This window comes from Burkholderia sp. NFPP32, from assembly GCF_900119325.1.
Classification (GTDB): domain Bacteria; phylum Pseudomonadota; class Gammaproteobacteria; order Burkholderiales; family Burkholderiaceae; genus Burkholderia; species Burkholderia pyrrocinia_C.
The window spans coordinates 24,667-51,647 of the sequence record NZ_FPJP01000002.1; the positions used below are offsets into that span (position 1 = coordinate 24,667).

Annotated in this window: 29 protein-coding genes and 1 pseudogene; 15 read left to right on the forward strand and 15 right to left on the reverse strand. The window is 68.8% G+C overall.

Going from position 1 to position 26,981, the window contains the following annotated elements:
* Positions 1–3 precede the first annotated feature (3 nt).
* From BT264_RS04420 to BT264_RS04440, 5 genes are all read right to left on the reverse strand, one after another.
* Positions 4–1,002 (reverse strand): ketoacyl-ACP synthase III, encoded by a 999-nt coding sequence (locus BT264_RS04420; RefSeq protein WP_072436873.1) that lies wholly within the window; start codon positions 1,000–1,002, stop codon positions 4–6.
* On the reverse strand, positions 999–2,108 hold the full coding sequence (locus BT264_RS04425; protein ID WP_072436872.1) for a 3-oxoacyl-ACP synthase III family protein: 1,110 nt from the start codon (positions 2,106–2,108) through the stop codon (positions 999–1,001). The genes BT264_RS04420 and BT264_RS04425 overlap by 4 nt, the downstream gene beginning before the upstream one ends.
* On the reverse strand, positions 2,108–2,995 hold the full coding sequence (locus tag BT264_RS04430; RefSeq protein ID WP_072436871.1) for a beta-ketoacyl-[acyl-carrier-protein] synthase family protein: 888 nt from the start codon (positions 2,993–2,995) through the stop codon (positions 2,108–2,110). Before BT264_RS04430 ends, BT264_RS04425 begins: the two co-directional genes overlap by 1 nt.
* Positions 2,992–4,647, reverse strand: a complete 1,656-nt coding sequence (locus tag BT264_RS04435; RefSeq protein WP_072436870.1) for an AMP-binding protein — start codon at positions 4,645–4,647, stop codon at positions 2,992–2,994. The genes BT264_RS04430 and BT264_RS04435 overlap by 4 nt, the downstream gene beginning before the upstream one ends.
* Positions 4,648–5,659: 1,012 nt before the next feature.
* The gene (locus tag BT264_RS04440) at positions 5,660–6,247 is read right to left on the reverse strand and encodes a hypothetical protein (RefSeq protein WP_072436869.1); all 588 of its coding nucleotides are present in this window, start codon (positions 6,245–6,247) and stop codon (positions 5,660–5,662) included.
* Here BT264_RS04440 and BT264_RS04445 point away from each other — a divergent pair.
* Positions 6,246–6,521: a hypothetical protein gene (locus BT264_RS04445; RefSeq protein ID WP_072436868.1), complete on the forward strand. Its 276-nt coding sequence runs from the start codon at positions 6,246–6,248 to the stop codon at positions 6,519–6,521. The two genes, BT264_RS04440 and BT264_RS04445, sit on opposite strands and share 2 nt — an antisense overlap.
* A gap of 80 nt (positions 6,522–6,601) precedes the next feature.
* Here the strand turns inward: BT264_RS04445 and sctT are convergent.
* The 8 genes and pseudogenes from sctT to BT264_RS04485 form a co-directional block, all read right to left on the reverse strand.
* A pseudogene (gene sctT, locus BT264_RS04450) lies at positions 6,602–7,399 on the reverse strand (type III secretion system export apparatus subunit SctT); the annotation flags it as partial.
* A gap of 75 nt (positions 7,400–7,474) precedes the next feature.
* Positions 7,475–7,981, reverse strand: a complete 507-nt coding sequence (locus BT264_RS04455) for a type III secretion protein HrpB7 (protein ID WP_072436867.1) — start codon at positions 7,979–7,981, stop codon at positions 7,475–7,477.
* Positions 7,978–9,306, reverse strand: a complete 1,329-nt coding sequence (gene sctN, locus BT264_RS04460) for a type III secretion system ATPase SctN (RefSeq protein ID WP_006761515.1) — start codon at positions 9,304–9,306, stop codon at positions 7,978–7,980. The genes BT264_RS04455 and sctN overlap by 4 nt, the downstream gene beginning before the upstream one ends.
* A complete protein-coding gene (gene sctL / locus BT264_RS04465) occupies positions 9,303–10,019 on the reverse strand; it encodes a type III secretion system stator protein SctL (RefSeq protein ID WP_072436866.1) in 717 nt (238 codons plus the stop codon). Before sctL ends, sctN begins: the two co-directional genes overlap by 4 nt.
* Positions 10,004–10,678, reverse strand: a complete 675-nt coding sequence (locus tag BT264_RS04470) for a type III secretion protein HrpB4 (RefSeq protein ID WP_072436865.1) — start codon at positions 10,676–10,678, stop codon at positions 10,004–10,006. Before BT264_RS04470 ends, sctL begins: the two co-directional genes overlap by 16 nt.
* Positions 10,675–11,520, reverse strand: coding sequence for a type III secretion system inner membrane ring lipoprotein SctJ (gene sctJ / locus BT264_RS04475; protein WP_072436864.1), 846 nt, complete (start codon positions 11,518–11,520; stop codon positions 10,675–10,677). The genes BT264_RS04470 and sctJ overlap by 4 nt, the downstream gene beginning before the upstream one ends.
* Positions 11,521–11,522: 2 nt before the next feature.
* On the reverse strand, positions 11,523–11,939 hold the full coding sequence (locus BT264_RS04480; protein WP_072436863.1) for a type III secretion protein HrpB2: 417 nt from the start codon (positions 11,937–11,939) through the stop codon (positions 11,523–11,525).
* Between the two features lie 13 nt (positions 11,940–11,952).
* A complete protein-coding gene (locus tag BT264_RS04485; protein ID WP_072436862.1) occupies positions 11,953–12,522 on the reverse strand; it encodes an HrpB1 family type III secretion system apparatus protein in 570 nt (189 codons plus the stop codon).
* 235 nt (positions 12,523–12,757) lie between these two features.
* Between BT264_RS04485 and sctU the strand changes: the two genes are divergently transcribed.
* The 12 genes from sctU (at position 12,758) to BT264_RS04550 (ending at position 23,473) form a co-directional block, all read left to right on the forward strand.
* Complete coding sequence (gene sctU, locus BT264_RS04490; protein WP_072436861.1) at positions 12,758–13,840, forward strand: type III secretion system export apparatus subunit SctU; 1,083 nt, start codon at positions 12,758–12,760, stop codon at positions 13,838–13,840.
* Positions 13,837–15,909 (forward strand): type III secretion system export apparatus subunit SctV, encoded by a 2,073-nt coding sequence (sctV, locus tag BT264_RS04495; protein ID WP_072436860.1) that lies wholly within the window; start codon positions 13,837–13,839, stop codon positions 15,907–15,909. Before sctU ends, sctV begins: the two co-directional genes overlap by 4 nt.
* Positions 15,906–16,514, forward strand: a complete 609-nt coding sequence (gene sctP, locus BT264_RS04500) for a type III secretion system protein SctP (protein ID WP_072436859.1) — start codon at positions 15,906–15,908, stop codon at positions 16,512–16,514. The genes sctV and sctP overlap by 4 nt, the downstream gene beginning before the upstream one ends.
* A 34-nt stretch (positions 16,515–16,548) precedes the next feature.
* Positions 16,549–17,688: a type III secretion system cytoplasmic ring protein SctQ gene (gene sctQ, locus BT264_RS04505; protein WP_072436858.1), complete on the forward strand. Its 1,140-nt coding sequence runs from the start codon at positions 16,549–16,551 to the stop codon at positions 17,686–17,688.
* Positions 17,675–18,325 carry a type III secretion system export apparatus subunit SctR gene (gene sctR, locus BT264_RS04510; protein ID WP_010109702.1) on the forward strand — a complete coding sequence of 217 codons (651 nt, stop codon included), beginning with the start codon at positions 17,675–17,677 and terminating at the stop codon, positions 18,323–18,325. Before sctQ ends, sctR begins: the two co-directional genes overlap by 14 nt.
* A 45-nt stretch (positions 18,326–18,370) precedes the next feature.
* The gene (gene sctS, locus BT264_RS04515) at positions 18,371–18,634 is read left to right on the forward strand and encodes a type III secretion system export apparatus subunit SctS (RefSeq protein WP_038743708.1); all 264 of its coding nucleotides are present in this window, start codon (positions 18,371–18,373) and stop codon (positions 18,632–18,634) included.
* Positions 18,631–19,503, forward strand: a complete 873-nt coding sequence (locus BT264_RS04520) for a type III secretion system protein (RefSeq protein WP_072436857.1) — start codon at positions 18,631–18,633, stop codon at positions 19,501–19,503. The genes sctS and BT264_RS04520 overlap by 4 nt, the downstream gene beginning before the upstream one ends.
* Before the next feature lie 186 nt (positions 19,504–19,689).
* Positions 19,690–20,688, forward strand: coding sequence for an HrpD5 family protein (gene hrpD5 / locus BT264_RS04530; RefSeq protein ID WP_072436855.1), 999 nt, complete (start codon positions 19,690–19,692; stop codon positions 20,686–20,688).
* Between the two features lie 13 nt (positions 20,689–20,701).
* Positions 20,702–20,953 carry a type III secretion protein gene (locus BT264_RS04535; RefSeq protein WP_072436854.1) on the forward strand — a complete coding sequence of 84 codons (252 nt, stop codon included), beginning with the start codon at positions 20,702–20,704 and terminating at the stop codon, positions 20,951–20,953.
* Positions 20,954–21,120: 167 nt separating this feature from the next.
* Positions 21,121–21,297, forward strand: coding sequence for a hypothetical protein (locus BT264_RS39085; RefSeq protein ID WP_006762820.1), 177 nt, complete (start codon positions 21,121–21,123; stop codon positions 21,295–21,297).
* Between the two features lie 92 nt (positions 21,298–21,389).
* The gene (locus tag BT264_RS04545; protein WP_072436852.1) at positions 21,390–21,845 is read left to right on the forward strand and encodes a CesT family type III secretion system chaperone; all 456 of its coding nucleotides are present in this window, start codon (positions 21,390–21,392) and stop codon (positions 21,843–21,845) included.
* Between the two features lie 191 nt (positions 21,846–22,036).
* Positions 22,037–23,473, forward strand: a complete 1,437-nt coding sequence (locus tag BT264_RS04550) for a helix-turn-helix transcriptional regulator (protein WP_072436851.1) — start codon at positions 22,037–22,039, stop codon at positions 23,471–23,473.
* Between the two features lie 136 nt (positions 23,474–23,609).
* Here the strand turns inward: BT264_RS04550 and BT264_RS39790 are convergent, their stop codons facing one another.
* On the reverse strand, positions 23,610–24,485 hold the full coding sequence (locus BT264_RS39790; protein WP_256260564.1) for a hypothetical protein: 876 nt from the start codon (positions 24,483–24,485) through the stop codon (positions 23,610–23,612).
* 222 nt (positions 24,486–24,707) lie between these two features.
* Between BT264_RS39790 and BT264_RS04560 the strand changes: the two genes are divergently transcribed.
* Positions 24,708–25,319 carry a GNAT family N-acetyltransferase gene (locus tag BT264_RS04560; protein WP_083533906.1) on the forward strand — a complete coding sequence of 204 codons (612 nt, stop codon included), beginning with the start codon at positions 24,708–24,710 and terminating at the stop codon, positions 25,317–25,319.
* A gap of 303 nt (positions 25,320–25,622) precedes the next feature.
* Here BT264_RS04560 and BT264_RS04565 read toward each other — a convergent pair whose 3' ends face one another.
* A complete protein-coding gene (locus BT264_RS04565) occupies positions 25,623–26,108 on the reverse strand; it encodes an HrpB1 family type III secretion system apparatus protein (protein ID WP_072436849.1) in 486 nt (161 codons plus the stop codon).
* Between the two features lie 227 nt (positions 26,109–26,335).
* On the opposite strand from BT264_RS04565, the gene BT264_RS04570 reads away from it, so the two are divergent.
* Positions 26,336–26,941, forward strand: a complete 606-nt coding sequence (locus BT264_RS04570) for a hypothetical protein (RefSeq protein ID WP_072436934.1) — start codon at positions 26,336–26,338, stop codon at positions 26,939–26,941.
* Positions 26,942–26,981 lie beyond the last annotated feature (40 nt).

Here is a 26,981-nt window from a genome sequence, read left to right on the forward strand (position 1 = left end):
CGTTCAGCTCCGGTAGAGCGCACAGGCCCATGTCGCGCCCGCGCCGTAGGTCACGAGGAGGTTGATCTGCCCAGCCGGCATGCGGCCTTGCTCGCGTGCGATGGCGAGCGCGACCGGAAACGCCGCGCTCGCCATGTTGCCCAGCTGATCGACGGAAATCATGCACCGCTCGCGGGGCAGCCCGAGTTGCCCGATGACCGCGTCGAGGATGCGCAGGTTAGGCTGGTGCGGCACGACCAGGCCGATATCCCCAATCGTCAGCCGGTGCTTGTCGAGCATCTGCCGGCACGCGTCGACGATGCGCCGCGTGGCGTCTTCGAACATCGGCCTGCCTTTCATCCGGAAATGGTGCCGGCCGGCCGCGATGTCGTCTTCGTCGATGAAGCGCGGGCGTCGCGCGCCGGGCGCTTCCGTGCTGAGCAGGTCGAACTGGGTGCCGTCGGCGCCGAGCGTCAGGTCGATCAGCCCGTGCGCCGGGTGGTCCGTCGCTTGCAGCAGCAGCGCGGCGGCGCCGTCGCTCAGCAGGATCGACAGATTGCGGCCGGCATTGCTGGAGTCGATCCGCCGCGACAGGGCCTCGGCGCAGATCAGCAGCACGTTGCGATACAGGCCGCTCGCGAGGAAGTGGCGCGCGATCTCGATCCCGTAGAGCCCGCCGCTGCATTGCGCGCGGATATCGAAGCACGGAATCTCCCGCAATCCGAGCCGGGGCTGGATGTAGCACGCTTGCGACGGATCGTGATGATCCGGCGACAGCGTATTGACGATCAGCAGATCGACGTCGCGCGCCGTGACGCCGGCGTCGGCCATCGCCCGTTCCGCGGCGGGGCACGCAAGATCCGCCAGATGCTGATCGGGGGCAAGATAGCGTCGTGCCACGACGCCGGTTCGTTCGCGAATGAACGCGTCGCTGGTGTCGATCATGCCGGCGACTTCGTCGTTGCTGACGATCCGGTCCGGCAGTGCGTGGCCCATCCCGGCGATGACGAGTCTGGCGGTCATGTCCGCACCTCCTGCTCCGTCACGGCGGCGACGGCATCGCCCGCATCGGTCACGACGGTTTCGCCCCAGCGCCACAATTGCGCGCCGAAACCCCAGCCGGCGCCTGCGCCGGCAATCACGACCAACGATCCCGGCCGGATCACGCCTTCCCGGATCGACTCGGCCAGCGCAAACGGCACGGCGGCCGACACGAGGCACGCACAATCGGCGACGCGAATCACGTATTGGTCGGGCTTGAGCCCGAGCCGCTGCGCCCATGCGCGCACGAGCAGCGCCGACGGCTGATGGAACACCATCGCATCGATGTCGCCGATGCCCGTTCCGCTCCGGTGCAACAGCCGCTCGACGATATCGGGAATGGCCACCGGCATGAAACGCGAAATCGCCTCCTGCGCTTCGGGCTTGAGCGTGAAATACACGCCGAACGGGTTGTCGGCGTCGGTTGCCGCGTCGTCGTCTGCCGCAGCCCGCGCGTTGCGCCACTGCATCGTCACGAGGTCGTAGCGGGTTGCATCGCTGTGATACGCGGCATCCAGCCAATCGGCGCCGTCGGGATCGGCCGGCTCGGCGACGAGCACGGCCGCGGCCGCGCCATCGCCGAAGTTCGTCGACGATTTACTGGTGTAGTCGACCACTGCCGACATGCGCTCCGACGAGCACACCAGGGCCCGCTTCACCCGTCCCTGCTTGATGAGGTTGGTGGCGATCTGCAGTTGCAGCACGAAGCTCGCGCATTCCATCTCGACATCGGCGTCGAGCGCGCGCGTGGCGCCGAGCCTGTCGCGCAGCGCACGCGCCAGCCGCGGCGCGAAACGGCGCCGGCCGTCGGCGAGCGAGACGAACGGCGACGTCATGTTGAACAGCACCAGATCGAGTTCGGCGGCCTCCACGCCGGCATGGGCGAGTGCGTCGCGGGCCGTGCGCTCGGCCAGCGCAAGCTCGGATTCGCCGGCATCGGGATCGATCATGTAGCGCGATTCGATGCCCCAGAATTGCCACCATTCCGACGGAATGGGCTCGACGCCCGCGAAGACGGGATCGTCGTTGGGTACCCGGCGTGCCGGCAGGCGGCAGGCCAGACTTGCGATTCGGACGTTGTGCACCATCAGACCTCCATCGTGCTGCAGGCGATGCGCGGCCTGAACGGATCCAGCGTCATGGCGACCACCGTATGTTCATCGTCACGCAACGACATCGAATTTGCGACGCGGGACGCGAGCCACGCGGGCAACTGGAACGGGTTCGGGATGTCCGTCGAACCGGCGACGACATCGACGTGGAAATCGCGACCCACGCCGGTGGCGATCGATGGCCATCCGCTCAACCACGATTCGCAAAACAGCGCGGCGGGGCGCCGGTCGATGCGGCTCTGCACCGCGTCGACCATCGCGCGCACCGCGGTGGCAGCATTGGCCGGTTCGGCGTCGAATCGACCGGTTGCGTGATCGAACCGGCTCTCGAAGCGGGCCAGTGACAGGATGCCGTTCACGCGCCGGGCGGGAAGCGCGTCGAGCGTCGCGAACGGGGGCGAATCGAGGTCCGCGTAGCGGCCGGCATACACGCGGTCATGGCCGGAAGGCGTCAGGACGATCGCCCCCGCGCCGTCGGCGAAGCCGCTCGTGGTCACCTGTTCGACATCCGCGAGCGCCTCCGCGCGAACGACGAGCGCGCGTCGATAGCCGAGCTGTTTGCAATGGCTTTGCGCGAGATCGAGTGCGAGCGCCCAGTCTGCGTCGAGCAGATCGAACACGGCCGCATGTCGCGCACGCAGGTCGCGCTGCACCGGGTGCGCCAGCCGCGGCCCGGCGATCGTCGGTGCGTCCGCCATCCGGCTGGGAGAAATCGACAGGCTGACGATCAGATCCAGTTCCGACGGCAGGCAACCGGCTTGCAGCAGCGCCTGCCTGGCTGCCTTGATCGCGTAATCGTTGGCGCAGGATTGCGCGGTGGTCGCTGGGTCCGGAATGGCCACCGCGGCTCCGAGAATTTTCATAGGGCGTGCTCGTTCTGGACTGCTTGATTTACGGGACGCGTCGCGCCATGACCCGCCTGCCGGAGCACGGCGCGACGCAATTTGCCCGATTCGTTGCGCGGCAGACCGCCGGCGTGATAGGCAATACGATGCGGACATTTGTACGGCGCAATCACGCTCTTGACGTGCTGCTGCAGCTGCGTCGTCAACGCCTCCGAGCCGTCGACGCCCGGCCGCAGCACCACATGCGCGCAGATGAGCGTGCCGCCCCATTCGTCGATCTGTCCGACGACGCCGCATTCGGCGATATCGGGATGGCGCAGCAGCACCTGCTCCACTTCGCCGGGAGACACCGTGTAGCCGGAGCTGATGATCATGTCGTCCGCGCGCGCCTGATAGAACAGATAGCCGTCCTCGTCCAGGTAGGCGCTGTCGCCCGTCAGGTTCCAGCCGTGCTTGACGTAGTCGCGTTGCCGCGCGTCATTCAGGTAGCGGCACCCGGTCGGCCCCTGCACGGCCAGATAGCCGATTTCGTAGGGCGGCAGGCATTGGCCGTGCTCGTCCACGACGGCAAGGCGGTAACCGGGCACCGCCTTGCCGATCGCGCCGTCCTTCGCGCCGGTGTCGCCTGTCGACGCGAAGATATGCAGCATCTCGGTCGACCCGATTCCGTCGATCAGGTGCAGGCCGGTGCGCTCCCGCCATGCGTCGCGCGTCCACGACGGGAGCGCCTCACCCGCCGACACGCATTTGCGCAGGGACGACATGTCATGCCTGTCGAGATGGTCGAGCATGGACCGATAGGCCGCCGGTGCCGTAAACAGGATGCTGACCCGATGCCGGTCGACGGCGGCCAGCAGCCGTTCCGGGTTCGCTTTCGGCAACAGCACGACGCTCGCGCCGACACTGATCGGAAACAGCAGCAGCGCGCCGAGGCCGAACGTGAACGCGAGCGGCGGCGACCCGCAGAAGACGTCATCGGCCGTGGGCCGGAGCACGTGCTGCGGAAAGCAGTGGCAGGCTGCCATCACGTCTCGATGAAAATGGACGGTTGCCTTCGGTTCCCCGGTCGTCCCCGACGTGAACGCGATGAGGCAAGGATCGTCCGCGCGCGTTTCGGCGGCCGCGAATTCCGCTGAATAGCCGCCGAGCCAGCGCGCGTGCGGATGCGTGTCGTCCGTCTCGTAGCGCCGAACTTCGCCGCGCCACTGCATGCTCGCCATCGCCGCGTCGAGCTCGGTCGACAGCCCGGCTTCGCAGATGACGTGCGTGACCCGGGCTCGCCCGATGATGGCCGACAGTTCTTCCGCGCGCAGCTTCGGCATCGTCGCGACGGCCACGCCACCGGCCTTGACCACGCCGAACCACGCGGCGGCAAGCATCGGGTGATTGGCGCCGTGCAACAGCACCCGATTGCCGGCCACCAGGCCCGCATCGCGGACCAGCATGTTGGCGATCCGGTTGCCGGCATCGCGCAATTCGCGATACGACCATGCTATGCCCGACTCGGTCCTGATCGCAACGCGATCGCCCCAGCCCCGTTCTTCGACTGCGGTATCCAGCAGCGCGGCGGCGCAATTGAGAAACGGCGGAAACTGCAGCCCCGGCAACTCAAAGACAAACGTCGGCCAATCCTCGGCAGGGGGCAAGTTCGCGCGGCAAAAGTCGTCCATCGTCAGCGCTCGCAAGAGTGTGAGTTCGAAGTCCGCAATAGCAGTGCGGCGCCGGCCGGGCCATATGATCGGGCCCGTCCCGCACAGCCTGAATCGCGATGCCAAAGAGATGCGGTCGAGGCGGCAGGCACATGTCGCCGAGCGACGCACAGAGAGCCCGGTCAATCACATGATGGCTTGCCGGTTTTTATAGATTCATTCCGTCTCATTTCAATTTAAAAATAAACAATAATCAATCGATTTAATTCAGATCAATCGAGATTCTTAATTCTTGTATCGTTGCAATGGGTGCCGAAAAATTCTTGCCGCAAGCTTAACGGAAGTAAGATTGAAAAGTAAACATTCATATTGATGAATGGCTCTAGTTATTGATTGAAATCGATGCCATCAAGCATATTAATTTGATTAAATTAATCGTCTCCTGTTAATTATCTCGGGATTTGTTGACTCCGGTTGAGCATGGTTGCCGAAGCAGTGAATAAAGCATCGCGAAGTTCACCGAGGCGAAACGAGCGTCGCTTCACGAAGCGGATTGCCCCGCGCGAAAGGCCTGCGCTCTCGGGAGCAGCGGAGCCTTGGGTCGGTTTGGATGGGGAATCAGGGATCCCGGCGCCGGGGGTCCCAGGTTGCGCCCATATAGGTTTTCGCAATTGTATTAGCGAATGTTTTGTTTCAAGTAGGAAACGGAATGCGGAACGCCAAGCTGGGAGAATTGACAGGTGTGCCGGGGATCGCCGGTACGGTTGGCATGACCGTCATTCGTGCGAGGCTCGAGTGACTGGTGCGAGTCGCGGAATGAATGCCGACGCGGCGTTCGGCATGTTCTGGAATTGAATTGATAAATACAACAAATTCAGATATCGCGAATATTTTTGTCGTCAAAACCATTCTTAAATATCCGCTTGCCAGTTCAATAATTGGAATGGTCGCCTCCTGCTACAACGACCGTTCCAGCGCCTCGCCCCCGCGGGACGGGGGGCGAGGCGGCGCGCCGCGTGACGCATCGAATGCGTCATTCGTGCGTCGGAGAAGGCAGCGTCGCGAAGTCCTGATGCAGGCTCGCCGACGCGGCCACGGAGATTTTCGGATCCGGATGTTGCCGGGCCGTCTCGAAATCGCGCGCGGGCCCGACGGTCATCGAAGCCACGGCGTTGATCGCCGAACCGGCCGCGGTGACCGCGGCGTCGCGATACTCTCCGCGCTGAAAATGCTCGACCGCGTCTTTGCCGAACGACTTGCTTTCCTTCATGTGCGCGCCCGTATGCGTCTGCTTGCCTTGCGAGATGCCGTCGAGATTGCCCACCACGCTGTTGTGCGAGCCTTCCGTGATGCCGAGCTGGCCGTGCTGCAGCACCGAGCTGACCCCAAACACGGCCGCCGAATAGTACGTCGCGCCCGGTTTCTCCATATGGCTGGCCGCCTGGTTCGTTACGTCGTTGCGGCGTGTATGCGGCGTCGACAGATTGTTCAGTCCGCTCAGCGTCGCGCCGCCCGTCGGTCGATCGCTCGAACGCCGGGTCGACTGCGAATCGTCGCTCGACGAAGTGGTCGTGGCGTGATTGTCGAGAGGCGCGGTGCTGCCGCCGGTGATTTTTGTCATGGTCGGTACCTTCGATCAAGAGGAGGAAAGTGCGTCGGGCGCCGTGGCGCTCGACGGCGAAATCGACGGACCGCTCCGCCGTCGGAACCGCATGACGGTAACTGCCGATCGATGGAGGGATGATGCGCGTCGCGGCGGGCGTGACGGCCGGATACGCGAAGCGAGCGGCGCGAAAGCGAAACGTCGAGTGCGTGGATCGGAATCCGGTCGGCGCGGGTCGATCGCGTCGCGCAGCGGGCACTTCTTCCACGACGTCGATGCATCCTTCGCATGAATGCCCGCGTGGAACCGCCCCGAACGTCCGCTGTCCCGATGGCGCCCGCCGTGCGAAAGCAGTTGCCCCGCCTATCGGCCGGCCAGTTGCTTCACCTGCTGCGCGAGCCCCGCCAGCGAAATCTGCCCGCGCATCTCGCTCACGAAACTCCCCGCCAGCACCGCGACGATCAGCACCGCGATCGCGCCCTTGAGCGGCTGGCTGACCGACATCAGATCGAGCTTCTGCGCCGAGCGCGAGACGAACGCGAGGCCCAGGTCGACGAGCAGCAGCATCGCCATCATCGGTGTCGCGATCCGCGCGACCATGTTCATCAGCATGTCGAGCCGCGCCTGCGCGAACATTTCGAGCAGTGGCGCGGGAACCGGGTTGAACGACCCGAGCGGCCACCACGCATACGATTCGTACAGCGCGCCGAGCAGGAACGTCATGCCGCCCAGCATCCAGAACGACGCGATCGTCAGTTGCCCGAGCAGCGTCGCCATCAGCGACGTCTGCGTGCCCGAGCTCGGGTTCTGCATCTGCACGTTGTTGAAGCCGGCGACATCGTCGACGTAGGTGCCGATCGCCTCGGCGGCCCAGAACACGGTGGAGGCCGCGATGCCGAGCACGAGCCCGATCACGGCTTCCTTCGCGCAAGCGATCACGAGGAACGCGCCGCGGAGCTGCGGGATCAGCGCCTGCTGTCCACACGCGACGAACAGGCACCAGATCGCGGCCGCGCCGCTGCGCAGCGGGCCTTTCAGCACGTTGTCGGCGGTCGCGGGCAGGATCGTCGTGATCACGAGAAGCCGCTCGCTCGACAGCGCGAGCAGCACGATGAAGCCGATGAATTCGTCGCCCAGGTGCTGCAGCGGAAAGATGTCGTAGGTCGTCATGCGCATGTCCAGGGCACGTTCCCGCGACGTCGAGAATGCATTCGCGGGGCCGGCCGTCATTGGCGGGAACAGGATTCAGGTCGAGGTCCGCACGGCCGCGAGCCGGCGTGCGAGCACGCCTTCCTCGATCTCCTCGTCCTGTACGTCTTCGGCGGCTGCCTCGGCCGCGCACGCGAGCCGCCGGATCCGCTCGCGCACGACGTCGATCTGCGCGTCGTTGCGCGCGATCCGGCGTGCGGTCGCGGCGAGCTGCTCGATCTTGGCCTGCAGCGCCGCATGCAGGCGAGCGCACTGCGCGCTCGCGAGCGTGTGTTCGTCGAGCAGCACGTCGCGATAGCGGCGACACGCCGCGTAATCGCCGATCGCAAACGCCGCATGGCCGGCCGCCATCGCGTCGACGCGCGCCGCATAGCGATTCGCCGCATCGAGCTTCGCGTGCGCGTGCGCTTCGCCCTGCGCGAACTCGGCCGCCGCCGCGTCGCGTTCGGCGCGCTGCGCGGCCTGCTCGGTACGCAGCTTCGCGCCGCGCTGTTCGCGCCGCGCAAGCAGCGTCTCGAAGGCGCGCTGTTTCGGGTTCCTCATTGGACGAGCGCGTGCAGTGCGGCGAGTGTCGCGTCGGGCGGCGCGTACTCGTCGGTGCGCTGGTTGAGGAACGTGCGGATCCGGTCGATCTTCGCGACCGCTTCGTCGGCTGCCGCGTCGCTGCCCGCCTGGTATTCGCCGAGCTGCAGCAGCGTTTCGATCTCGCGGTGCTTCGCGAGCAACTGGCGCAGCCGGCCGGCCGCGCCGACGTGCTCGCGCGTCGCGATCTGCGGCATGATCCGCGACAGGCTGCCGAGCACGTCGATCGCCGGATACTGGTTGCGCGCGGCGATCTCGCGCGACAGGATGATGTGGCCGTCGAGAATCCCGCGCACTTCCTCGGCGATCGGGTCGCTGCCGGAATCGTCTTCGGCGAGCACCGTGTAGAGCGCGGTGATCGAGCCTTGCTCGCCCATCCCGGTGCGCTCGAGCAGGCGCGGCAGCTCGGCGAACACGGAAGGCGGGAAGCCGCGCCGCGCGGGCGGTTCGCCGGCCGCGAGGCCGATCTCGCGCCCGGCGCGCGCGAAGCGCGTCAGCGAATCCATCATCAGCAGCACGCGCTTGCCCTGGTCGCGGAAATACTCGGCGATCGCGGTCGCCGCGTACGCGGCCTTCGCGCGCTCGATCGACGAGCGGTCGGACGTCGCGCACACGACCACCGAGCGTGCCATGCCGTCCTCGCCCATGATCAGCTCGACGAACTCGCGCACTTCGCGGCCGCGCTCGCCGATCAGCGCTATCACGTTGATGTCGCACGACGCGCCGCGCGCGAACATCCCGAGCAGCGTGCTCTTGCCGACGCCGGCCGGCGCGAAGATCCCCATCCGCTGGCCTTCGCCGAGCGTGATCAGGCCGTCGACGATCCGCACGCCGGTCGCGAGCGACGCGTCCACCATCCGCCGCGACATCGGGTTCGGCGGCGGCGCGAGCACGGGGCGAAGCGCGTCGTAGTCGAGCGGGCCGCGCCCGTCGATCGGCTCGCCGAAGCTGTCGATCACGCGGCCGAGGATGCCGTTGCCGACCTTCACCGACAGCGGCCGCCGCAAGCCGATCACGCGCGTGCCGCGATTGATCTCGCCGAGCGTGCCGAACGGCGACAGCAGCGCGACGTTGCGCGTGAAGCCGACGACTTCCGCATGCTGGAGCAGCGCGCCCGACGCGCTGCGCAGCTCGCACAGTTCGCCGAGCGTCGCTTCGAGGCCGACGACGCGCACGAGCGTGCCGATCACCTCGAGCACCTTGCCCGTCATGCCGACGGCAGGCTCGATCGCAAGCCGCGCGGCCATCGCGTCGGCGACGCGGGACAAATCGGTCAGTGCGTTCATGGGCGGCTCACGTCGTCGAGTGCGCGGCCGAGCGCCGCGCGGATCGCGTTCAGTTGCGTGTCGAGGCTCGCGTCGACGGTGCCGAAGTCGGATTCGCACACGCAGGTGCCGCGCGCGACGCGCGGCTCGACGACGACCTCGACCGGCACGTTGCGACCTTGCCGGCGCCACGCGTCGGCAAGCAGCCCGAACTGCTCGCGCGCGGCGTCGTAATCGGCGTCGCACACGCGCACCGTCAGATAGCTTGCGTCGGCGACGACGCGCTCGACCGTTTCCGCCGCGCGCGCGAACAGACCGCGCGCGTCCTCCGCGCGTACCATCTGCTGGACGGCCGCGGCGACGAGCTCCGCGAGCCGTTCGCGCATTTTGTCGCGCACGCGCCGCTCCTGCTCGAACGAGTCGGCCGCCTGCGCGTGCCAGTCGGCGATCGCCTGCGCGCGGCCCGCGTCGTAGCCGCGCGCATATGCGCCGTCGTGCTCGCGCCGCGCGGCTTCGACGAGCGCGCCGGCCTGCGCACGCGCGTCGGCGCCGATCCGTTCGGCTTCGTCGCGGGCCGCGTGCAGCACCGCGTCGCGTTCGGCCGCGAGCGCGTCGAGCGCGGCGTCGAGCGCCTGAACCGTCTCGAACGCGTCGCGCCGCAGCACGCCATGCGGCGCGTCGAAGCAGAGATCGTCGGTGAGCGGAATCTGCCGGTTTTTCAGCCAAAAAGCCATGACCACTCCGGAAACAGCGACGGCAGGCGCGCAAGCAGCGTCGCGCCGTCCGCGTCCGCCGCCGCGCGTTCGATCCACGGCGGGCGCGCGGTGTCGCGCGGCAACGCGTGGCGCACGATGCGCATCGGCCCCGCCGGCGCCCAGGCCCGTTCGCGTTCGAACAGGCACCAGCCTTCCCACGCGATGTCGTCGCCGGACAGTTGCGCGAGCGGCGCGACCGGCTCGCGGCGATCGAGATCGCGCGCGCGCGGCGCGTCGGGCAACGCCGCGAGCGCGTTGCAGCCGTCGGCGCCGACCCAGCCGGCGAGCCGCTCGCGGCTCGCACGGTCGATCCAGTGGCGCAGCTCGGTGCGCCGGCACAGCAGCGCACGCACGCGCAGCAGCCGCAGCGTGTCGGCGACCGGCAGCGCGGCGAGCCGGTCAGCACGCGCATCGAAACCGTCGAGCGACGGCGACGTCGCCCCAAGCGTGCGCAACAGCAGCAGCGAGCACGCGGCGCGCAGCGCGGGCGCATGCGCGCGCGTCGTCGCGACGAGCGGCGCGAGCGTGCCGTGCCAGCTCGCGTGAACCCAGTCGGCCGCGCGTCGCGCGTTCGCGTCGTAGCCGGCGAGCCACGCGGCCCGCGCCGCGACGCTCGCGATCGGCGCGCCGCCGCTCATCGCGCACCGGCCTGTTGAGGCGCGGCCGCGGCCTGCGCGTCGTTGCCGCCGCGCAGTCGCGCGGCCAGCCCGCCCACGCCCGCGCCGCCGTGCTTGCGCGCGCGCCACCACAGCACACCGCCCGCGGCCGCGAGCACGACGCACATGAGGAGGGCGATCAGCAGGCCGACGAGCGTCGCACCGCCGGACTTCTGCGCGCTCGGCTGCGCGGCCGACACGAGATCGACCGGATCGGCGGCGACCGACGTGACGCTCACTTCGTCGTACGTCAGCCCTTCGACGCTATGGACGACGAGGTTCTTGATCTGCGGCGTCAGCGTCGCGAGATTCGCGTTCGGCCGGTACTTGATGAACACCGACGCCGACGACGGCTTCGCGACCTGTGCGAGCGGATCGTTGTTCGGCAGCACGATGTGCACGCGCGCGACGACGACCCCGTCGATTTTCGACAGCGTGTCCGACAGCTCCTGCGACACGCCGTAGATGAACCTCACGCGCTCCTCGGTCGGCGTCGACACGAGGCCGTCCTTCTTGAACAGCGCGCCGAGATCGTCGTAGCGCGTCGCGGGCAGCCCGCGCGCGCGCAGCACTTCCATCGCCTTGACAATCTGCTTGTCGTCGACGGCGAGCGTCCACGTCTTGCCGCCGTCGGGCGTCTTCTTCTGCGCGTCGACACCGTTCTGCAGCAGCGCGGCCATCATCTCGTTGCAGTCGCGCTCGGCGAGGCCGCCGTACAGCTCCTGCTGGCAGCCGGCGACGAGCGCCGCGCACGCGAGCAGCGCGGCAAGCCGGGCCGCGCGGCGGCCGCCGCCGGCGGCAATCGGGGAAGGGAGTCGTTCCATGGTCACTGGTTCTTCATCAGGGAGCCGATCGCGTCCTTCGTCGACGTGACGACGCCCATCTTTGCCTGCAGGTCGATCTGCATCGCGGTCGCCTCGGCCGACGCCTGGATCGACGCCGCGAACATCTGGTTCATCGACAGTTCGTCCGCGTGCTGGCTCAGGTAGGCGGAGTTGTCGAGCACCTGCTTGATCGCGGCGTCCGACGTCTCGACGAGCTTCGACACGGCGCTTGCTTCGCGCGAATGCGCGACGGGCGGCGTCGGCGTCGCGTTCGACATCAGCGCCTGGAAACGGCTGGCGACGTCGGCCGGGACGTCGGGCGTCGGCGCGGCGGTCGCGCCGGCTGGCGCCGCCGCCGCGTCGGAGAACGCGACGTCGAGCGCGCGGGTCAGGTCGACCGGGGAAAGCGGGGCATTCATGCGGGCCTCCTCGTCAAAGACGCAGATATTGCTGATGCGCGAACGCGGCCTGCGCATCGAAGCCGCCCGCCGGGTTCGCGGGTGGCGCATCGGGCGTGTCGCCGTTGGCCGCCGCGGCCGATTCGGGAAGCTCCCAGACACCCGTGCGATCCGCGTGTTCCTTCGCGAGCATCACGTCGTGCTGCCGCTCGAGCGCGCGCACGAGCGCGACCGCCTGCGCGGGGCTGCCGGCCGCGAGCACCTCGTCGGCGGCGATCCGCCATTCCGGATCGCGCTTCAGTTGCAGCGCGAACGCGAGCAGCGCCTTGCCGTAGATCGTGTTCGTCGTGCCGTTCGCGATCTCCGCGAACACGCGCACCGCGTCGTCGAAGTTGCCGAGCGCGACGTGCAGCATGCCGTCGAACATGTCGGCGGCGGGCAGTTGCGGCGCGAGCACGCGCAGCGCGTCGATCAGCAGGCCGATGTCGTAGGGATCGGCGGCCGGGCCGTCGAGCGCGCCGCCGAGCGCGAGGCTCGCGGCGTCGATCAGTTCGTTCAGCGCCGCTTGGTTGCATCGCAGATAGGTCGGCCGGGATTCGTCCATGGTGTGCGCTCCGTGTCGCCGCGCGAGCGGCGCATGTCGTTGAGGAAATGGCGTATGGAGCGCAAGGTAGCAGCGCGCCGCGCCCGCCCGGCCGCCGATGCGAAGTGCGCGCGCGCGAGGCGAAGCGCCGCACGCGCTTCGCGCCGGACGGCGCCGCTTCGGGTCGGCGCGCGCGGCCGCCGCCGCGTGCCGCTAACGTACGCGCCATGTCCGACTCTCGACAGGAACGGCGGCGATGGCCGAAGAGAAAACCGAAGAACCCTCCGAGCGGAAGCTGAAGAAGGTCCGCGAGAAGGGCCAGGTCGCAAAGAGCAAGGACGTCGCGGACGCGGTGACGCTGGCCGCCGCGATCGGCGTGCTGACGGCGGGTGAATCGATGCTCACCGGCGGCCTGTCGCGCACGATCCGCACCGCGCTCGATTTCGTGAATGGCGAACGCACGCCGCAGGCGACGCTGTCCGCGCTGCACGACCTCGCCGCGAGCGCCGCGCTGACGATGCTGCCGTTCGTCGTCGCCGCGATCGTCGCGGGCGTCGTGTCGCAGGCGCCGCAGGCGGGTTTCATGATCACGCTCGAGCCCGTGATGCCGAAGTTCGACGCGATCAATCCGATGGCGGGCATCAAGAAGATCTTCTCGATGAAGTCGCTGCTCGAGCTCGTGAAGATGATCGTCAAGGCGGTCGTGCTCGCGTGCGTGATCTGGAAGATGATGATGTCGCTGTTTCCGCTGGTCGTCGCGAGCGTGTACGAGGCGACGCCGCAGTTGTCGCGCGTGCTGTGGACCGTGCTGATGAAGCTGCTCGGCGTCGTCGCGCTCGTCGTCACGGTGTTCGCGGCGGCCGACTACAAGATCGCGCGCGTGATGTTCATGCGCGACAACCGGATGACGAAGGAAGAAGCGAAGCGCGAGAACAAGGAGAGCGAAGGCGATCCGCACACGAAGGGCGAGCGCCGCCGGCTCGCGCGCGAGATCGCGACGAGCGCGCCGGCGCGGCAGAAGGTCGGCCAGGCGAACGTGCTCGTCGTCAACCCGACGCATTACGCGGTCGCGATCCGCTATGCGCCCGACGAGCATCCGCTGCCGCGGGTGATCGAGAAAGCCGTCGACGACGGCGCGCTCGCGCTGCGCCGCCACGCGCACGCGCTCGGCGTGCCGATCGTCGGCAATCCGCCCGTCGCGCGCGCACTGTACCGCGTCGAGCGCGACGCGGCGATTCCCGAAGAACTGTTTGAAACGGTGGCCGCGATCCTGCGCTGGGTCGAGTCGGTCGCGGGCGCGCGCACCGACGCCGCCGTTCCCTCCGAGAGGTCGTCATGACGCTGAAAACCCTCAAACTCCCCGCCGGCGGCGAGGTCGGCATCACGGTGCTGGTCGTCGCGATCGTCTCGCTGATGATCCTGCCGCTGCCGCCCGAGGTGATCGACGTGCTGCTCGGCATCAACATCGCGATCAGCGTCACGCTGCTGATGGTGACGATGTACGTCGGCAGCATCGTGTCGCTGTCGGTGTTTCCGTCGGTCCTGCTGTTCACGACGCTGTACCGGCTGTCGCTGAACATCGCGTCGACGAAGTCGATCCTGCTGCACGCGAACGCGGGCGACATCATCGAGAGCTTCGGCGAGCTGGTCGTCGGCGGCAATCTCGTCGTCGGCCTCGTCGTGTTCCTGATCATCACGACCGTGCAGTTCATCGTGATCGCGAAGGGCTCGGAGCGCGTTGCCGAAGTCGGCGCGCGCTTCACGCTCGACGCGATGCCCGGCAAGCAGATGAGCATCGACGCGGACCTGCGCGCGAACATCCTGACGCCGGACGAGGCGCGCCGCAAGCGCGCGACGCTCGCGAAGGAGAGCCAGTTGCACGGCGGGATGGACGGGGCGATGAAGTTCGTCAAGGGCGACGCGATCGCGGGGCTCATCATCACGCTCGTCAACATCGTCGCGGGCATCGCGATCGGCGTGATGTATCACGGGATGACGGCCGGCGAAGCGGCGAACCGCTTCTCGATCCTGTCGGTCGGCGACGCGATGGTGTCGCAGATTCCGTCGCTGCTGATCTCGGTCGCGGCCGGCGTGATGATCACGCGTGTCGCGGACGATCACGACGAAGGCGAAGGCACGTCGCTCGGCTCCGAGATCGCGAAGCAGCTCGGCGGCAGCTATCGCGCGCTGTACTTCGCGGCGGTGCTGCTGATCGGCTTCGCGGCGGTGCCGGGCTTCCCGGCGGCGCTGTTCGTGCTGCTGTCGGCGATTCTCGCGTTTTCCGGCTACCGGCTGCAGAAGGGCGCGCGCCGCACGACCGCGCGCGGCGAGCCGGTGATCGCGCTGCAGCGCGCGGGCGCGAAAAGCAGCACGCCGTCGATCCTGCCGCGCGCGCCGCTCTTCACGTGCGCGATCGGCGTGCGGGTGTCGCCGGATCTCGTCGCGCGGCTCGCGCCCGCCGCGCTCGATCGCGCGTTCGACGAGGAGCGCGCGAAGCTGCAGGAAGAGCAGGGGCTGCCGTTTCCCGGCATCACGCTGTGGACGAGCGACGCGCTGCCCGAAGCGACGTGCGAGATCCTGATGCGCGACGTGCCGCAGACGCGGCTCGAATTGCCGGCCGACCAGACGATGCTGCCCGACGCGGCGTCGGACCCGGCGCTCGCCGGCCGCTGCACCAAGCGCGGCCCGGCGGGCGGGCTCGCCGAGAGCTACTGGATCGACGACAAGGCGGTGCCGGCCGGCGCGCGCGCGTGGCGTGCCGAGCAGGTGATCGCGCACGAGACGATCGCGCTGTTGCGACGCAACGCGCATCTGTTCCTCGGCATCCAGGAAACCCAATGGATACTCGACCAGCTCGGAACCGACTATCCGGGGCTCGTCGCCGAAGTGCAGAAGGCGCTGCCGACGCAGCGGATCGCCGACGTGCTGCGTCGCCTGCTCGAAGAGCACATCCCGATCCGCAACGCGCGCGACATCATGGAGAGCCTCGTCGCGTGGGGGCCGAAGGAGAAGGACATGCTGATGCTCGCCGAATACGTGCGCGGCGACCTGTCGCGCTATCTCGCGTATCGCGCCGCGCGCGGCGCGCGGCAACTGCCGGCCGTGCTGCTTGATCTGCCGGTCGAGCAGCATATCCGGCAATCGATCAAGCAGACACCCGCGGGCAACTTCCTCGCGCTGCCGCCCGAGCAGGTCCGCTATCTCGTCGACAGCGTCGCGTCGTTCGTCGGCGAGACGCCGCGCGACGACGTCGCGCTCGTCACGTCGATGGACGTGCGCCGCTACACGCGACGGATGATCGAGGCGCGGCTCGGCTGGCTGCCCGTCTACTCGTATCAGGAACTCGGCGACCAGGTCGAATTGAAGCCGGTCGGCCGCGTGACGATGCCGGCGGCGGCCCACGCATGAGCGCCACCGATCTGAGGCCCGTGCGAATCATCGCGGGCGAGCCTGCCGCCGGGCCGGACGGCGCGTGCGCGTCGCGCACGGCGCGGCGCGGCTTCGACTATGCGCAACTGATGCGGCGCTCGCGCGTCGCGCCGGCCGGCGAGCGCGCCGCCGCCGACGACGAGCGGCGACATGACGCATCGATGCCCCGGCACGACGGCGCGATGCCGTCGTTCGAACGCGATCCGGCCGCGCTGCCGGACGCGGCCGGGCGCGAAGCGATGGCGCGCGCGTGCGCGGGCTCCGATGCGTTCGTCAATCAGGTGTTCGCGCAGCGCGAGCGGATGGTGCGCGTCGCCGAGGCGCTCGTGGCCGAGATTGCGGCGCTGTGCGGCGACGACGTGTCGGGCCACTGGGAGATCAGCCTGCCGCTCGACGCCGCGCTGCTGCCGGACACGGTGCTGCACCTCGTTCTTTCGCGTTTCGACTTGCGGCTTCGGTTCGAGACGCCGGACGCGGCGACGCGGCACTTACTCTGCACGCATGGCGCAACGCTGCACGCGCGACTCGACACGCTGCTCGCCCATCGCGGCGCGCCGCGCACGATCGAGATCGACGTCGACTGAGCGCCCGTACAACCGAATCCGACCGACCGCGACGATGGAACCCGAGACAAGCGAACTGGAACTCGCCGCCGCGCCGCGCGGCATCGACGCCGCGCTGCCGCTGCTCGCGTGCAACGCGTTCGACGCGGCGCTCGCGCGCATCGTCGCCGATGCGCGGCTCGCCGCGTGGCTCGCGCGCTTCCCGGCGTTGTCCGACTGGCGCGCGGCGCCGGGCGAGCGGCCGCGTTTCGCGCGCCCCGGCGTGCTCGACCTGCGACTGAACGGCGCGACCGCGCGCGTCGCGATCGACCTCGCGGCGTTTCCGGCGCTCGACGTCGTCGCCGTGCCGACGTCCGACGCGCCCGGCGACGCGAGCGTGTCGCTGCGCACGGCGCTCGCGTCGACGCTGCTGGCGCCGCTCGTAGCCGCGTTCGCGGCGGCGGGGCTCGACGACGTGACGATCGGCGGGCTGCGCGCCGTGCATCCGGCGGCGCTCGACGCGACGCGCTGCGTGCTGTCGTTCGCGCTCGACGGCGCGCCGATGCGCTGCGCGCTGCTCGACGCGCAGACGCCATGGCTCGACGCGCTCGCGGCCCGGCTGCGACGCGAGCGGACGGGCGATACGGCGAGCCTGCTCGCATGCATTCGCCTGCCCGGCCGCGTGCGGCTCGGGTCGCGCGCGCTGCCGCTGTCGGTGCTGCGCAGCCTGCGGCCGGGCGACGTGCTGCTGGACATGGCGCCGGCCGCGCTCGGCACCGCGCGGGCGGGCCCGCTGCACGCGTGGTGGGGCGCGCGTCGCGCGACGCAATGGCATGCAACCGTTCTGATCGAGGGAACCACGATGACGATGACCGAAACACCAGACACCGCCGACGATCTCGACGAGCCGATCGTCGCAGGCGACCTGCCGGCCGCCGCGCCGGACGACGACGCGCCGCTCGCGGCGCCCGAGCCGGCCGCGCTCGGCGACGTCGACCTGCCCGTGCACGTCGAGATCGACACGCTGTCGCTGTCGATCGCCGAGCTGGCCGCGCTGCGGCCGGGCTACGTGCTCGAGCTGCCGCTCGCCGCGCGCGACGTGCCGGTGCGGCTCGTCGCATACGGCCAGGCGATCGGCGGCGGCAGGCTCGTCGCGGTGGGCGCGCATCTCGGCGTGCGGATCGATCGGATGGCGGGCGACGATGGTTCAGTTTAACGACATCACCGGCCTGCTGATCGCCGTGCTCGTGATGAGCATGGTGCCGTTCATCGCGATGGTCGTTACGTCGTACGCGAAGATCGTCGTCGTGCTCGGCCTGCTGCGCAACGCGCTCGGCGTGCAGCAGGTGCCGCCGAACATGGTGCTGAACGGCATCGCGATCCTCGTGTCGCTGTACATCATGGCGCCGATCGGTTTCGCCGCGCAGCAGCAGCTGCAGGGGCAGGCGCTGTCGCCGCAGCCGACGCAGGCGATGCTGCAGGCGTTCGGCGCGGCGAAGGAGCCGTTCCGCCAGTTCCTCGCCGCGCACTCGCGCGAGCGCGAGAAGCGCTTCTTCCTGCGCTCCGCGTCGGTGATCTGGCCGAAGGCCGCGGCCGCGCAACTGCGCGAGGACGACCTGATCGTGCTCGCGCCCGCGTTCACGCTCGCGCAGATGACCGACGCGTTCCGCATCGGCTTCATCCTCTATATCGCGTTCATCATCGTCGATCTCGTGATCGCGAACGTGCTGATGTCGATGGGGATGAACCAGGTGCAGCCGACCAACGTCGCGATCCCGTTCAAGCTGATGCTGTTCGTCGTGATGGACGGCTGGTCGACGCTCGTGCACGGCCTCGTGCTGACCTATTCCTGATGTCCCGATCCCGATTTCAATCCCGATTCCGAGGAGGCTTGTCCGATGGAAATCGATGACCTGATCCGGCTCACCTCGCAAGGCATGATGCTGTGTCTTTACATCTCGCTGCCCGTCGTGCTGGTCGCGGCCGCATCCGGGCTCGCGATCTCGTTCCTGCAGGCGATCACGTCGCTGCAGGAGCAGAGCATCTCGTACGGCGTGAAACTGGTTGCGGTGACGGTGACCGTCGCGATCGCCGGGCCGTGGGCGGCCGCCGAGATCCTGCATTTCGCGCAGCAGTTGCTGTCGGCGGCGGTGCCGTCATGAGCCGCATCACGCGCGCGATCGCGCAGACCATCCACGCGGCGAAGCCCGATCCGCGACGACGCCGGCCGGTGCGCGCGCGCACCGCGACGACCTACGGCAAATACGGCACGCGCTTCACGTATTCGAACGGCAATCAGGCGGCCGCGCTCGCCGCGCGCAACCAGATGCTCGCGAAGCTGAAGCCGCGTCCGAAGGCGGGCGCCGCGGGATCGCGGCGGCGCCGGCGCGCCGACAGCCAGGGCGAAGCGTTCGATGCGGGAGAGGAATCGACGGTGCCGCACGCGCACGTCGCGCCGCACGACGAGCACGACCGGCATTCGGGCGGGCAGGGCGGCGGCCGGGAGCAGCGCGAGCAGGACGAACGCGACGGCGATTCGGCGAACGTCGCCGCGCTGCCGCGCGTGCGCGCGTCGCGAGCGCGTCCGGCGCCCGTGCCCGCGCAGCGCGCGCTGCGCGACGTCGCGCATACGCTCGCGGACCCGATGGAGCGCGAGCATGCGTTGCGGCATCTTTGGGCCGACATACTGCTCCAGCTCGGCCGGCGCGTCGATACCGATCCCGGCGCGCGCATCACGGCCGCGCTGCTGAATCACAACGCGGACCTGCTCGCCGCCCGCTTGCACACCGGGCCGTGGACGCCGATCGGCTGGAGCGGCGTGAAGCAGTTGCTGCTCGACGCGATGCGAAGCGCGGGCGGTGCGCCGCGCGACGCGTCGGCCGCGCGTAGCGAGCGTGCGAGCACGCATTATTTTCTGCTGCCGCTCATCGTGTTCAACGCGGAGCGTCCGTCGACGAACGCGCAACTCGCACGCGCGTATGCAAGCGTCGAGACGTTGCACAAGGGCGTGTTGGCCGCTCAGCGAGCGTGAACGTCGCGGCGCACGCGACTCTTCGCAAATGCGGCGGCGAATTCGCGCGACGGACGAACACCGATGCCGCGTCGAACTATTCTGGCTGCATGGACGAACGATGCGGCGCGATCGAACGGATGCACCGATCGCGACCGATTCGATCGACGCAAATGAAACACACGACGCACGGATAAGGAGCAACCGATGAAGCTGCTGCGGATCCTGACCGGCCTGCATGCCGGTGCGGAAATCGCGCTCGATGCCGGCGAGCACCGGATCGGCGCGGGCGACGACGCGGAGATTCGCATCACCGACTGGCGCGACGGCGATCTGCTGCTGTCGATCGATGCGCAGGGCGCAACCCGCGCACGACGTGCGGCGCCCGTGCCGGCCGAGGCGGCCGCCGATGCGTTCGACGCGGATGGTTCGCCGCTCATGATGCTCGACTTCGTGCCGGTGCCGTTCGGCGAGACCGCGCTGTGCGTCGGGCCCGCGAACGGCGAGTGGCCGAGCGATCTCGAGCTGCTCGCGACCTTGTGGGCGCCGCCGCCTGGCGCCGATGCGGCGCGGCGGGGCGCGCAACGCAAGCTCGCCGCGTGCGCGGCGGCAGGCGGCGCGCTGGTCGCCGGCCTGCTTGCGATGGGGGCCATGCTGGCGAGCGCCCATCCGGGCGTGCCGCCCCCGGTCGAGCGTACCGACGCGCTCGCGACGCGCATCGGCGCGGAGCTGCGGCGCGCGGGCTATGCGGAGCTGCACACGGCGCCGCGCGGCGCGATGATCGCGGTCACCGGGATGGTCGCGACGCAGGCCGACGACCTCGCCGCGCGCAAGCTGCTGGACCGGCTCGCCGCGCACCGCGTCGAGCGCCGGTACGACGTCGCGCAGGACGATGCGCAGAGCATCGGCGAATCGCTCGGCGTGTCGGGGGCGACGGTCGCGTATGCGGGGCAGGGGCGCTTTCGGGTGTCGGGCGTCGTGCAGGACATCGCGCAGCTACGCGCGGCGGTCGAGCGCGTGCGCGCCGACGTCGGGCCGAACGTGCGCGCGATCGACGTCGATGCACGCCAGTCCGGCGACGCACCGGTGCCCGTCGCGTACTCGGGGATGCTCGAGATCGGCGACGTGCGCTACATCGAGACGCCGGACGGCGTGAAGCACGTGTTTGCGGGCGCGTCGGCGGACGGCGCGCCGGACCTCAACTGACGGGAGAAACGGCATGTACGAAGCATTGGAACGGGCAGCGGATGAATGCGGACCGCTCGAGCAGGCGCTCGGGGCGCCTGACGCGGCGGTACGGATCGGCGTGCTCCGCGAGGCGCTCGGCGAGACGGCCGAGCGGGTGAGCGCGGCCACCGCGCAGGCGGCGAGCGACTACGACCGCGACGCGATGCAGAAGGTCTATCGCGGCTTGCTGGCGGCGCAGCGGATTGTCGCGACGTTGCACGAGGCGAACGCGACGGCCGCGTAGCGGCCATGGTTTCGCCGCGCAGCGTGCGGCGGCGGACGGAGCGGCGCGAGCCGTTCCCGACGATGCCGCACGCTGCGCGGCAGAAAAGCGGCGGGCCGCGACATGAAGCGGCGGCGCCGGAACTTTGTCAACGCGTGATCGAATCACGCACTTTCTGGAGAGTAATCATGTCGGCATTGGTAGGCGGTGCACTGGGCGAAATGACGAAGGACACGATGGCAGGCATCGCGTTTTCGAAGGCGGCAACGAAACTGCAGCAGATGCAGGAGATGACGAAGGCGGAGAACGACGTGAAGAAGCAGGCCACGAAGATGGTCAGCGACGCGTCGAAGCCGGCGCAGTAAGCCGGCTGCCATTCGGCATCGTGTTGGGCGGCCGGCGCGCGAGCGCCGGCTGTATTTTTTTTGGGGACGCCGGATACCGGGGTGAAACTGTCATGAGTTGGGAACGTTATGCACAGGTCGTCGCGGAGGTATGCGCGGTCGTCGGCTTGCCGGACGTCGATTACGTGCTCGAGACGCGCACGATCGACGTCGAGGGCTTCGACGTGCGCGTCGACTACTTCGACGAGGATCCGGAGTCGATGTACGTGAATTTCCATTACGGCATCGTCAGCGCGGGCCGCACGCTCGCGGTGTACCGGCTGCTGCTCGAGGCGAACCTGCTGATCTACGCGCAGGACCAGGCGCAGCTCGGGATCGACGCGGACACCGGCAGCATCGTGCTGCTGATGCGATTGCCGCTCACGCCGGACGTGACGGGCGGGACGCTCGCCGATCTGTTCGCGCACTATGCGGAGCACGGCCGCTACTGGCGGCAGAACATCATCGAATCGGGCGACGAGATGTTCAGCGGTATCGCGTCCGGCGAATATTTCTGGCTGCGGGTGTAGCGGAGCCCGACGGCGGCACGCGCAACCGCCGGGCCAATCGTAACGGAACGTCACAAATTGCTGCGCGGATCCGGCGCGAACGAGACGATAGCGGCACGCATCCATGCGCTGCGCCCCGCGACGAGCGGCGGCGCGGCGCGCGGATCGAGCCCGAACTTCGTATTCGAACCCGCTTGCCGAGAGGATCCACCATGTTTTCGACACTCTATTTCGCCGCCGCCGCCGCGCTTGCCAATCCGGCGTCGAACGACGCCTACGCAGCGCGCGTGTTCGACGGCCGCTTCGCCGAAGCGGCCACGCTCGTCGCCGCGCGCTGCGAAGCCGACCCGGGCGACCCGGCCAACGACGTGCGCGACGTCAGCGCGTACGCGGACATCCAGCTCGTGCTCGGCCGCTTCGAGGAGGCCGAGGACACGTTCCGCCGCGCGCTGAAGCTGCTGCGCGATTCGCGCGACCAGACGCGCGTGATGACCTGCCGCAACGCGAGCTGGCAGGCGTTCTTCCAGAACCGTTTCGGCGTCGCGCAGGCGGGCTTCCGACGGATCGCCGACGATCGCGCGGCGAGCGTCGGGCAGAAGCTCGAGAGCCTCGTCGGCGCGTGCGTCGTCATGCATCATCTCGGCCGCGCCGAGGACGCGATGGTGGCGCTCGACGGGCTCGACGCAGCCGCTCGCGATGCCGATCCGCGCTGGCGGCAGCTCGCCGGCGCGCTGCGCGCGGACTTGCTGCTGCAATACCGGATCGGTCGCGCCGACGCGCTCGGCGATCACGTCTACTGGTGCTCCGCGTTGGCCGATCTGCCGTTGTCGGCGTTCGCGGAAACGGGCGCGGCGGCGGCCGATGCCGATGCGCTGCCGCTGCTGCGGATGCGCGTCGACTACATGCGCCAGGCATGCGCGCTCGCCGCCGGCGACCACGCGGCCCTCGCGCGGATCGATGCGCATGTGAGCTGGTGCGCGAAGACGGGCCTCGTCGACTACCAGCGCAGCGTGTGCCTTGAAGTCGCGCTCGCGGCGCTCGCGGGGCACGCGCCGAATGTCGCCAACGCGATGATCGCGCCGTATCGCGACGCGGCCGGGCGCTGCGGCTCGCACGTGCGCTGGACTCTCGACTATCTGTACTGCGCGGCGAAGGTGTGCGAGCAGCAGGGGCGGATTCGCGAATCGTCGTCGCTGTATGCGCGCTATGCGCTCGCCTCGGTGCGGCACGTGCGCTCGGACGGCGCGGCGCTCGCGCCCTCGCTCGCGATCGCGCGGTGCGGCACGCACACGGCGGCGCCGAGCGACGACGTCAGCGCGCGGCTGCCCGGCAAGTACCGGCGCGCGTATCGCTATTTGATGGAGCGGCTCGACCAGCGCGACCTGTCGGTGCGGGAGATCGCCGCGCACATCGACGTGACCGAGCGCGCATTGCAGGCGGCGTTCAAGACGTTTCTCGGGTTGTCGCCGAGCCAGCTGATCCGACGGCAGCGGATGGAGCGGATTCGCGGCGAGCTGCTGTCGGAAGGGCCGCGCGCGGCGAGCGTGCTCGAGATCGCGAACCGCTGGGGGATCCAGCATCGGTCGACGCTGGTCAACGGCTATCGGCGGATGTTCGACGAGGCGCCTTCGCAGACCTTCGACCGGTGAGGACGCGGGGCGACGCACAGCGCGTCGCCGCCGGTCGGCTGTTGCACACCGGGCGATCGTTCTGGCCGGGCGAAGCCGGCGCGCGGGCTCGCCGCGCCAATACCTCACCGCGTTGCTTCGATGTCGCGCCGACGCATTACGATCGCGATACCGCCTTCTTGATCATGTCGATCAGTTTCATCTGGAAGCTGTTGATCATCTCCGCCACCGCGAGGAGCTGGTTCGCGAAACCGATTGCACGCTGCATCCTGATCGTCTGCTCGGTCTCGTGATGGATCTGGTGGATGCTCGGCATCCCGGCCGCGGCAAGCGTCTGCGCATCGTGGGCGCCGTGTGCTTCATGCGCGGCGGCGGATGCGGGTTTCGAAGGCGGGGTGCCCGCAGCCTGCGATTGAGCGTGCGCGGCCCCGAGCGGCGACGGCTGCCCGTGCGCGGGTTGCGGTGCCGGTGGCGGATCGCTCGGATCGATGAGATTGCCTTCCGGCACATGTGCGGAATGAGGCACGGCCGGTTGCAGGACCGCATGATGCGCGACGGTCTGCAATTCATCGGGCGTTGCCTCGAGCAGCGACGTTGGCGTACCGGTGGGTTTCGTCGTGGAGGGCGGATCGCTCAGGTCGATGAGGTTGCCTTCGTGCGGGTGTGCGGAATGAAGCACGACCGGTTGCAGGACCGGATGATGTGCCACCGTCTGCAATTCGGCGGGCGTGGCTTCGAGTAGCGACGCGTTGTTTCCAGTCGCTTCCGGCTTGACGGCGGTGCGCTTCAGTGCCGACGCGTTCAGCGGACGGGCGTCGGGTCGAGACCTCGACTCGCCTTTCGGTCGCAAGCCTCCCAGCACGCCTGACGGCTTCGGTTGAGGAGCCGCGGCGCCGGACAGGGGCGCGCCGATCGACGGCGGGTTCTGCGAGGGTGGAGACGAGCCCCCGGTTTGAATGGGGGATTTGATCGATACTGGCTGCACAATCCGGCTCCTGAAGAAGGTCGACCTGGGCGCCCGACTGCCGCGCAATGGGCGCACCGGGCGACGTGGCGCCACTGTACGTCGACAGGCGCGCCGCGGCCGACCGCGGTGCGAAGCGATACACCCGCGCGCGAACGTCGCCGAAGCGACGCGGCTCGCGCGATCGCGATTCGCATTTCGCATACGCCGCCGCGGCTTCGCGCGCGTGGGGCACGCTCGCGCGTCGGCGCCCGACAATCGGCGTGTCCATTCCCTGAACCGGAGCCGCCGATGAATGCCATCCGTCCACCCGAACTGATCGAAACCGAGCGCCTTCATCTACGCCCGCTCACCGCCGACGACGCACGTGAAGCCTTCGACGCGCTGTTCGGCGATCCGGCGACGACGCTCGACCTGCCGTGGCCGATGCATCGCAGCGTCGACGAAACGCGCGCGTGCATCGGTCGTCTCGCCGAGGGCTGGCGCAGCGGCGCGTTTTTCAGCTGGGGACTGTTCGAGAAGCGCGACGGCCGTCTGATCGGCACCCTCGAGATGCACGGTCGCCTGCCGCGCGTCGAGATCGGGCTCGTGACGAGCTTCGCACCGGGGCGCGTGCGGACCCGCGCATGGTCGGAGATGCTGCGCAGGTTTCTCGACTGGCTGATCGCGCAGCCGGGCGTATACCGGATCGAGGCGTTCTGCTCGGTGACGGGCCGCGCCGCGCCGTTCATGCCGAAGCTGGGTTTCGTCAGCGAGGGCGTCGTGCGCAACTACGAGGCGCGTCCGAATCGCGGGATGAGCGCGGGCGACAGCTATCTGTTCGCGATCACCAGGGCGCCGGCGCCGTTGGGCGAGGCCGTCGCGACCCGCGACGCGCAGGCGTCGGCGCGCCAGGCTGCGTGAACCGGCGAGGAGCTTGCACGGGAGCGCCAGGGCGGCGGGTTGGCCGCGACGATCCGCGACTACGCTCGCGCCGGGCATCGATTGCCTGCGTCCGATTCGTCGCGACGCGCATCGCGGATTTCGTGCGGTCTCGCTGACTTTCGCCGCCGCGTCCGACCAATGACGGAAGTCGCGACGGAGATGCGGGTTCGCCGGGTCGAACGTCGCGCGTATCCGGGCTCTCGACATTCGGGTTCGCGTGACACGGTGACGACCGATGTGCGGCTCGCCACGATCGCCGCAAACCACAAACCCGCCCGATCTTCACCCCATCCCGCTCGCATGCACATGCCGCGCCCATTGATACCGGTCGAGCCGCAGCAGTTGCGAGATGCGTGCGGCGACGTCGCCGTCGTGCGCGCCGGCGCCCTCCGCGAGCTCATCCACTTTGAGGAACCGGCCGACGAGCACCGTCGACGCCCGATCCCCCGACAGCACCACGGTCTGCGCATAGCGCCGCCAATCGTCGTCTTGCAGCGCGTACAGGCACCAGCTCTGCAGCGCCGTGCACATCGGCGTGCCGCGCTCCTGGTCTTCGAGCGTGCGCAGAATGTGCAGCGCGCCGATCCAGTCGCGCCGGCTGATCCGCAGCCGCACGTCGCACAGGTCGACCGCGGCGTTGCGCGGCTGCAGAACGCGCAGCGCGATCAGCAGTTCGTCGAGGTCCGCGTGTGCGCTCGCGCGCAGCCCGACCGAAAAGGCCGAGAGCAACGCGCGCAATGCGGCTTTGTTGCACGATTTGATCGCCATGTCGGTGCGATGCGTCGAGAAGAGATGATCCGTCTGCGATGATCGCCGTCGTACGCGCGCGAGCGGCCGGCGCGTGCGAAGCGACATCGTGCGCGGCGAAGCGATGCGCGCGTTGCGGCGGCGGCGCACGATGCGCGACCGATCGTTTCGGTCGCCGCGACGTCGCTTCGCGCGGTTCGCGGCGCGCGCGTACGCGCTGCCTAAGCTTGTCGTCGAACCGCGGGCGCATGAGCGCCGTGCGCGTTCTGTTCCCTTTCCTTCAGTCGATTCACATTCATAGCGAGACGATCATGAGCGTTAACGGCATTACATCGACGACTATCCACCCGTCGCAGTTCAACTCCTCGTCGACGTCGTCGAGCAGCCGCGATCAGAAGATCGACAAGCTGCTCCACGAAATCGAAGCGCTGCTGATGCAGGACGATTCGGGAGACGGCGACGATACGGACATCGGTGGCGATTCGAACGGCAACACGCCGACCGGCGACAACACCCCGACGAACCACGTGACGCCGTCGACGGGCGACAAGCCCGGCGAAGACATGCGCGACGTCAAGCTGAACACGAAAGCGGGCGGCGAAGCGCTGCACCTGAAGATGGACACGCAGGGCAACCTGTACAACGGCAGCGGCAATTCGGTCGGCGTCGTCGACAAGGACGGCAACGTGAAGCTGAACTCCGGTGCGACGAAGGAGCTGGAGCGCCTCGAGACGGGCGGCAATCCGCTCATGAACGCGAACGTCGGCAAGCGCGGCGCCGGCGGCAACATGGAGTTCACGCCGGACGAAGTGACGGTGAGCGCGGGCGACGTCGACCAGAAGAACGACTTCTGACCGCGCGGGCGGCGCGGCGCGGCGGCACTGGACACGCGCT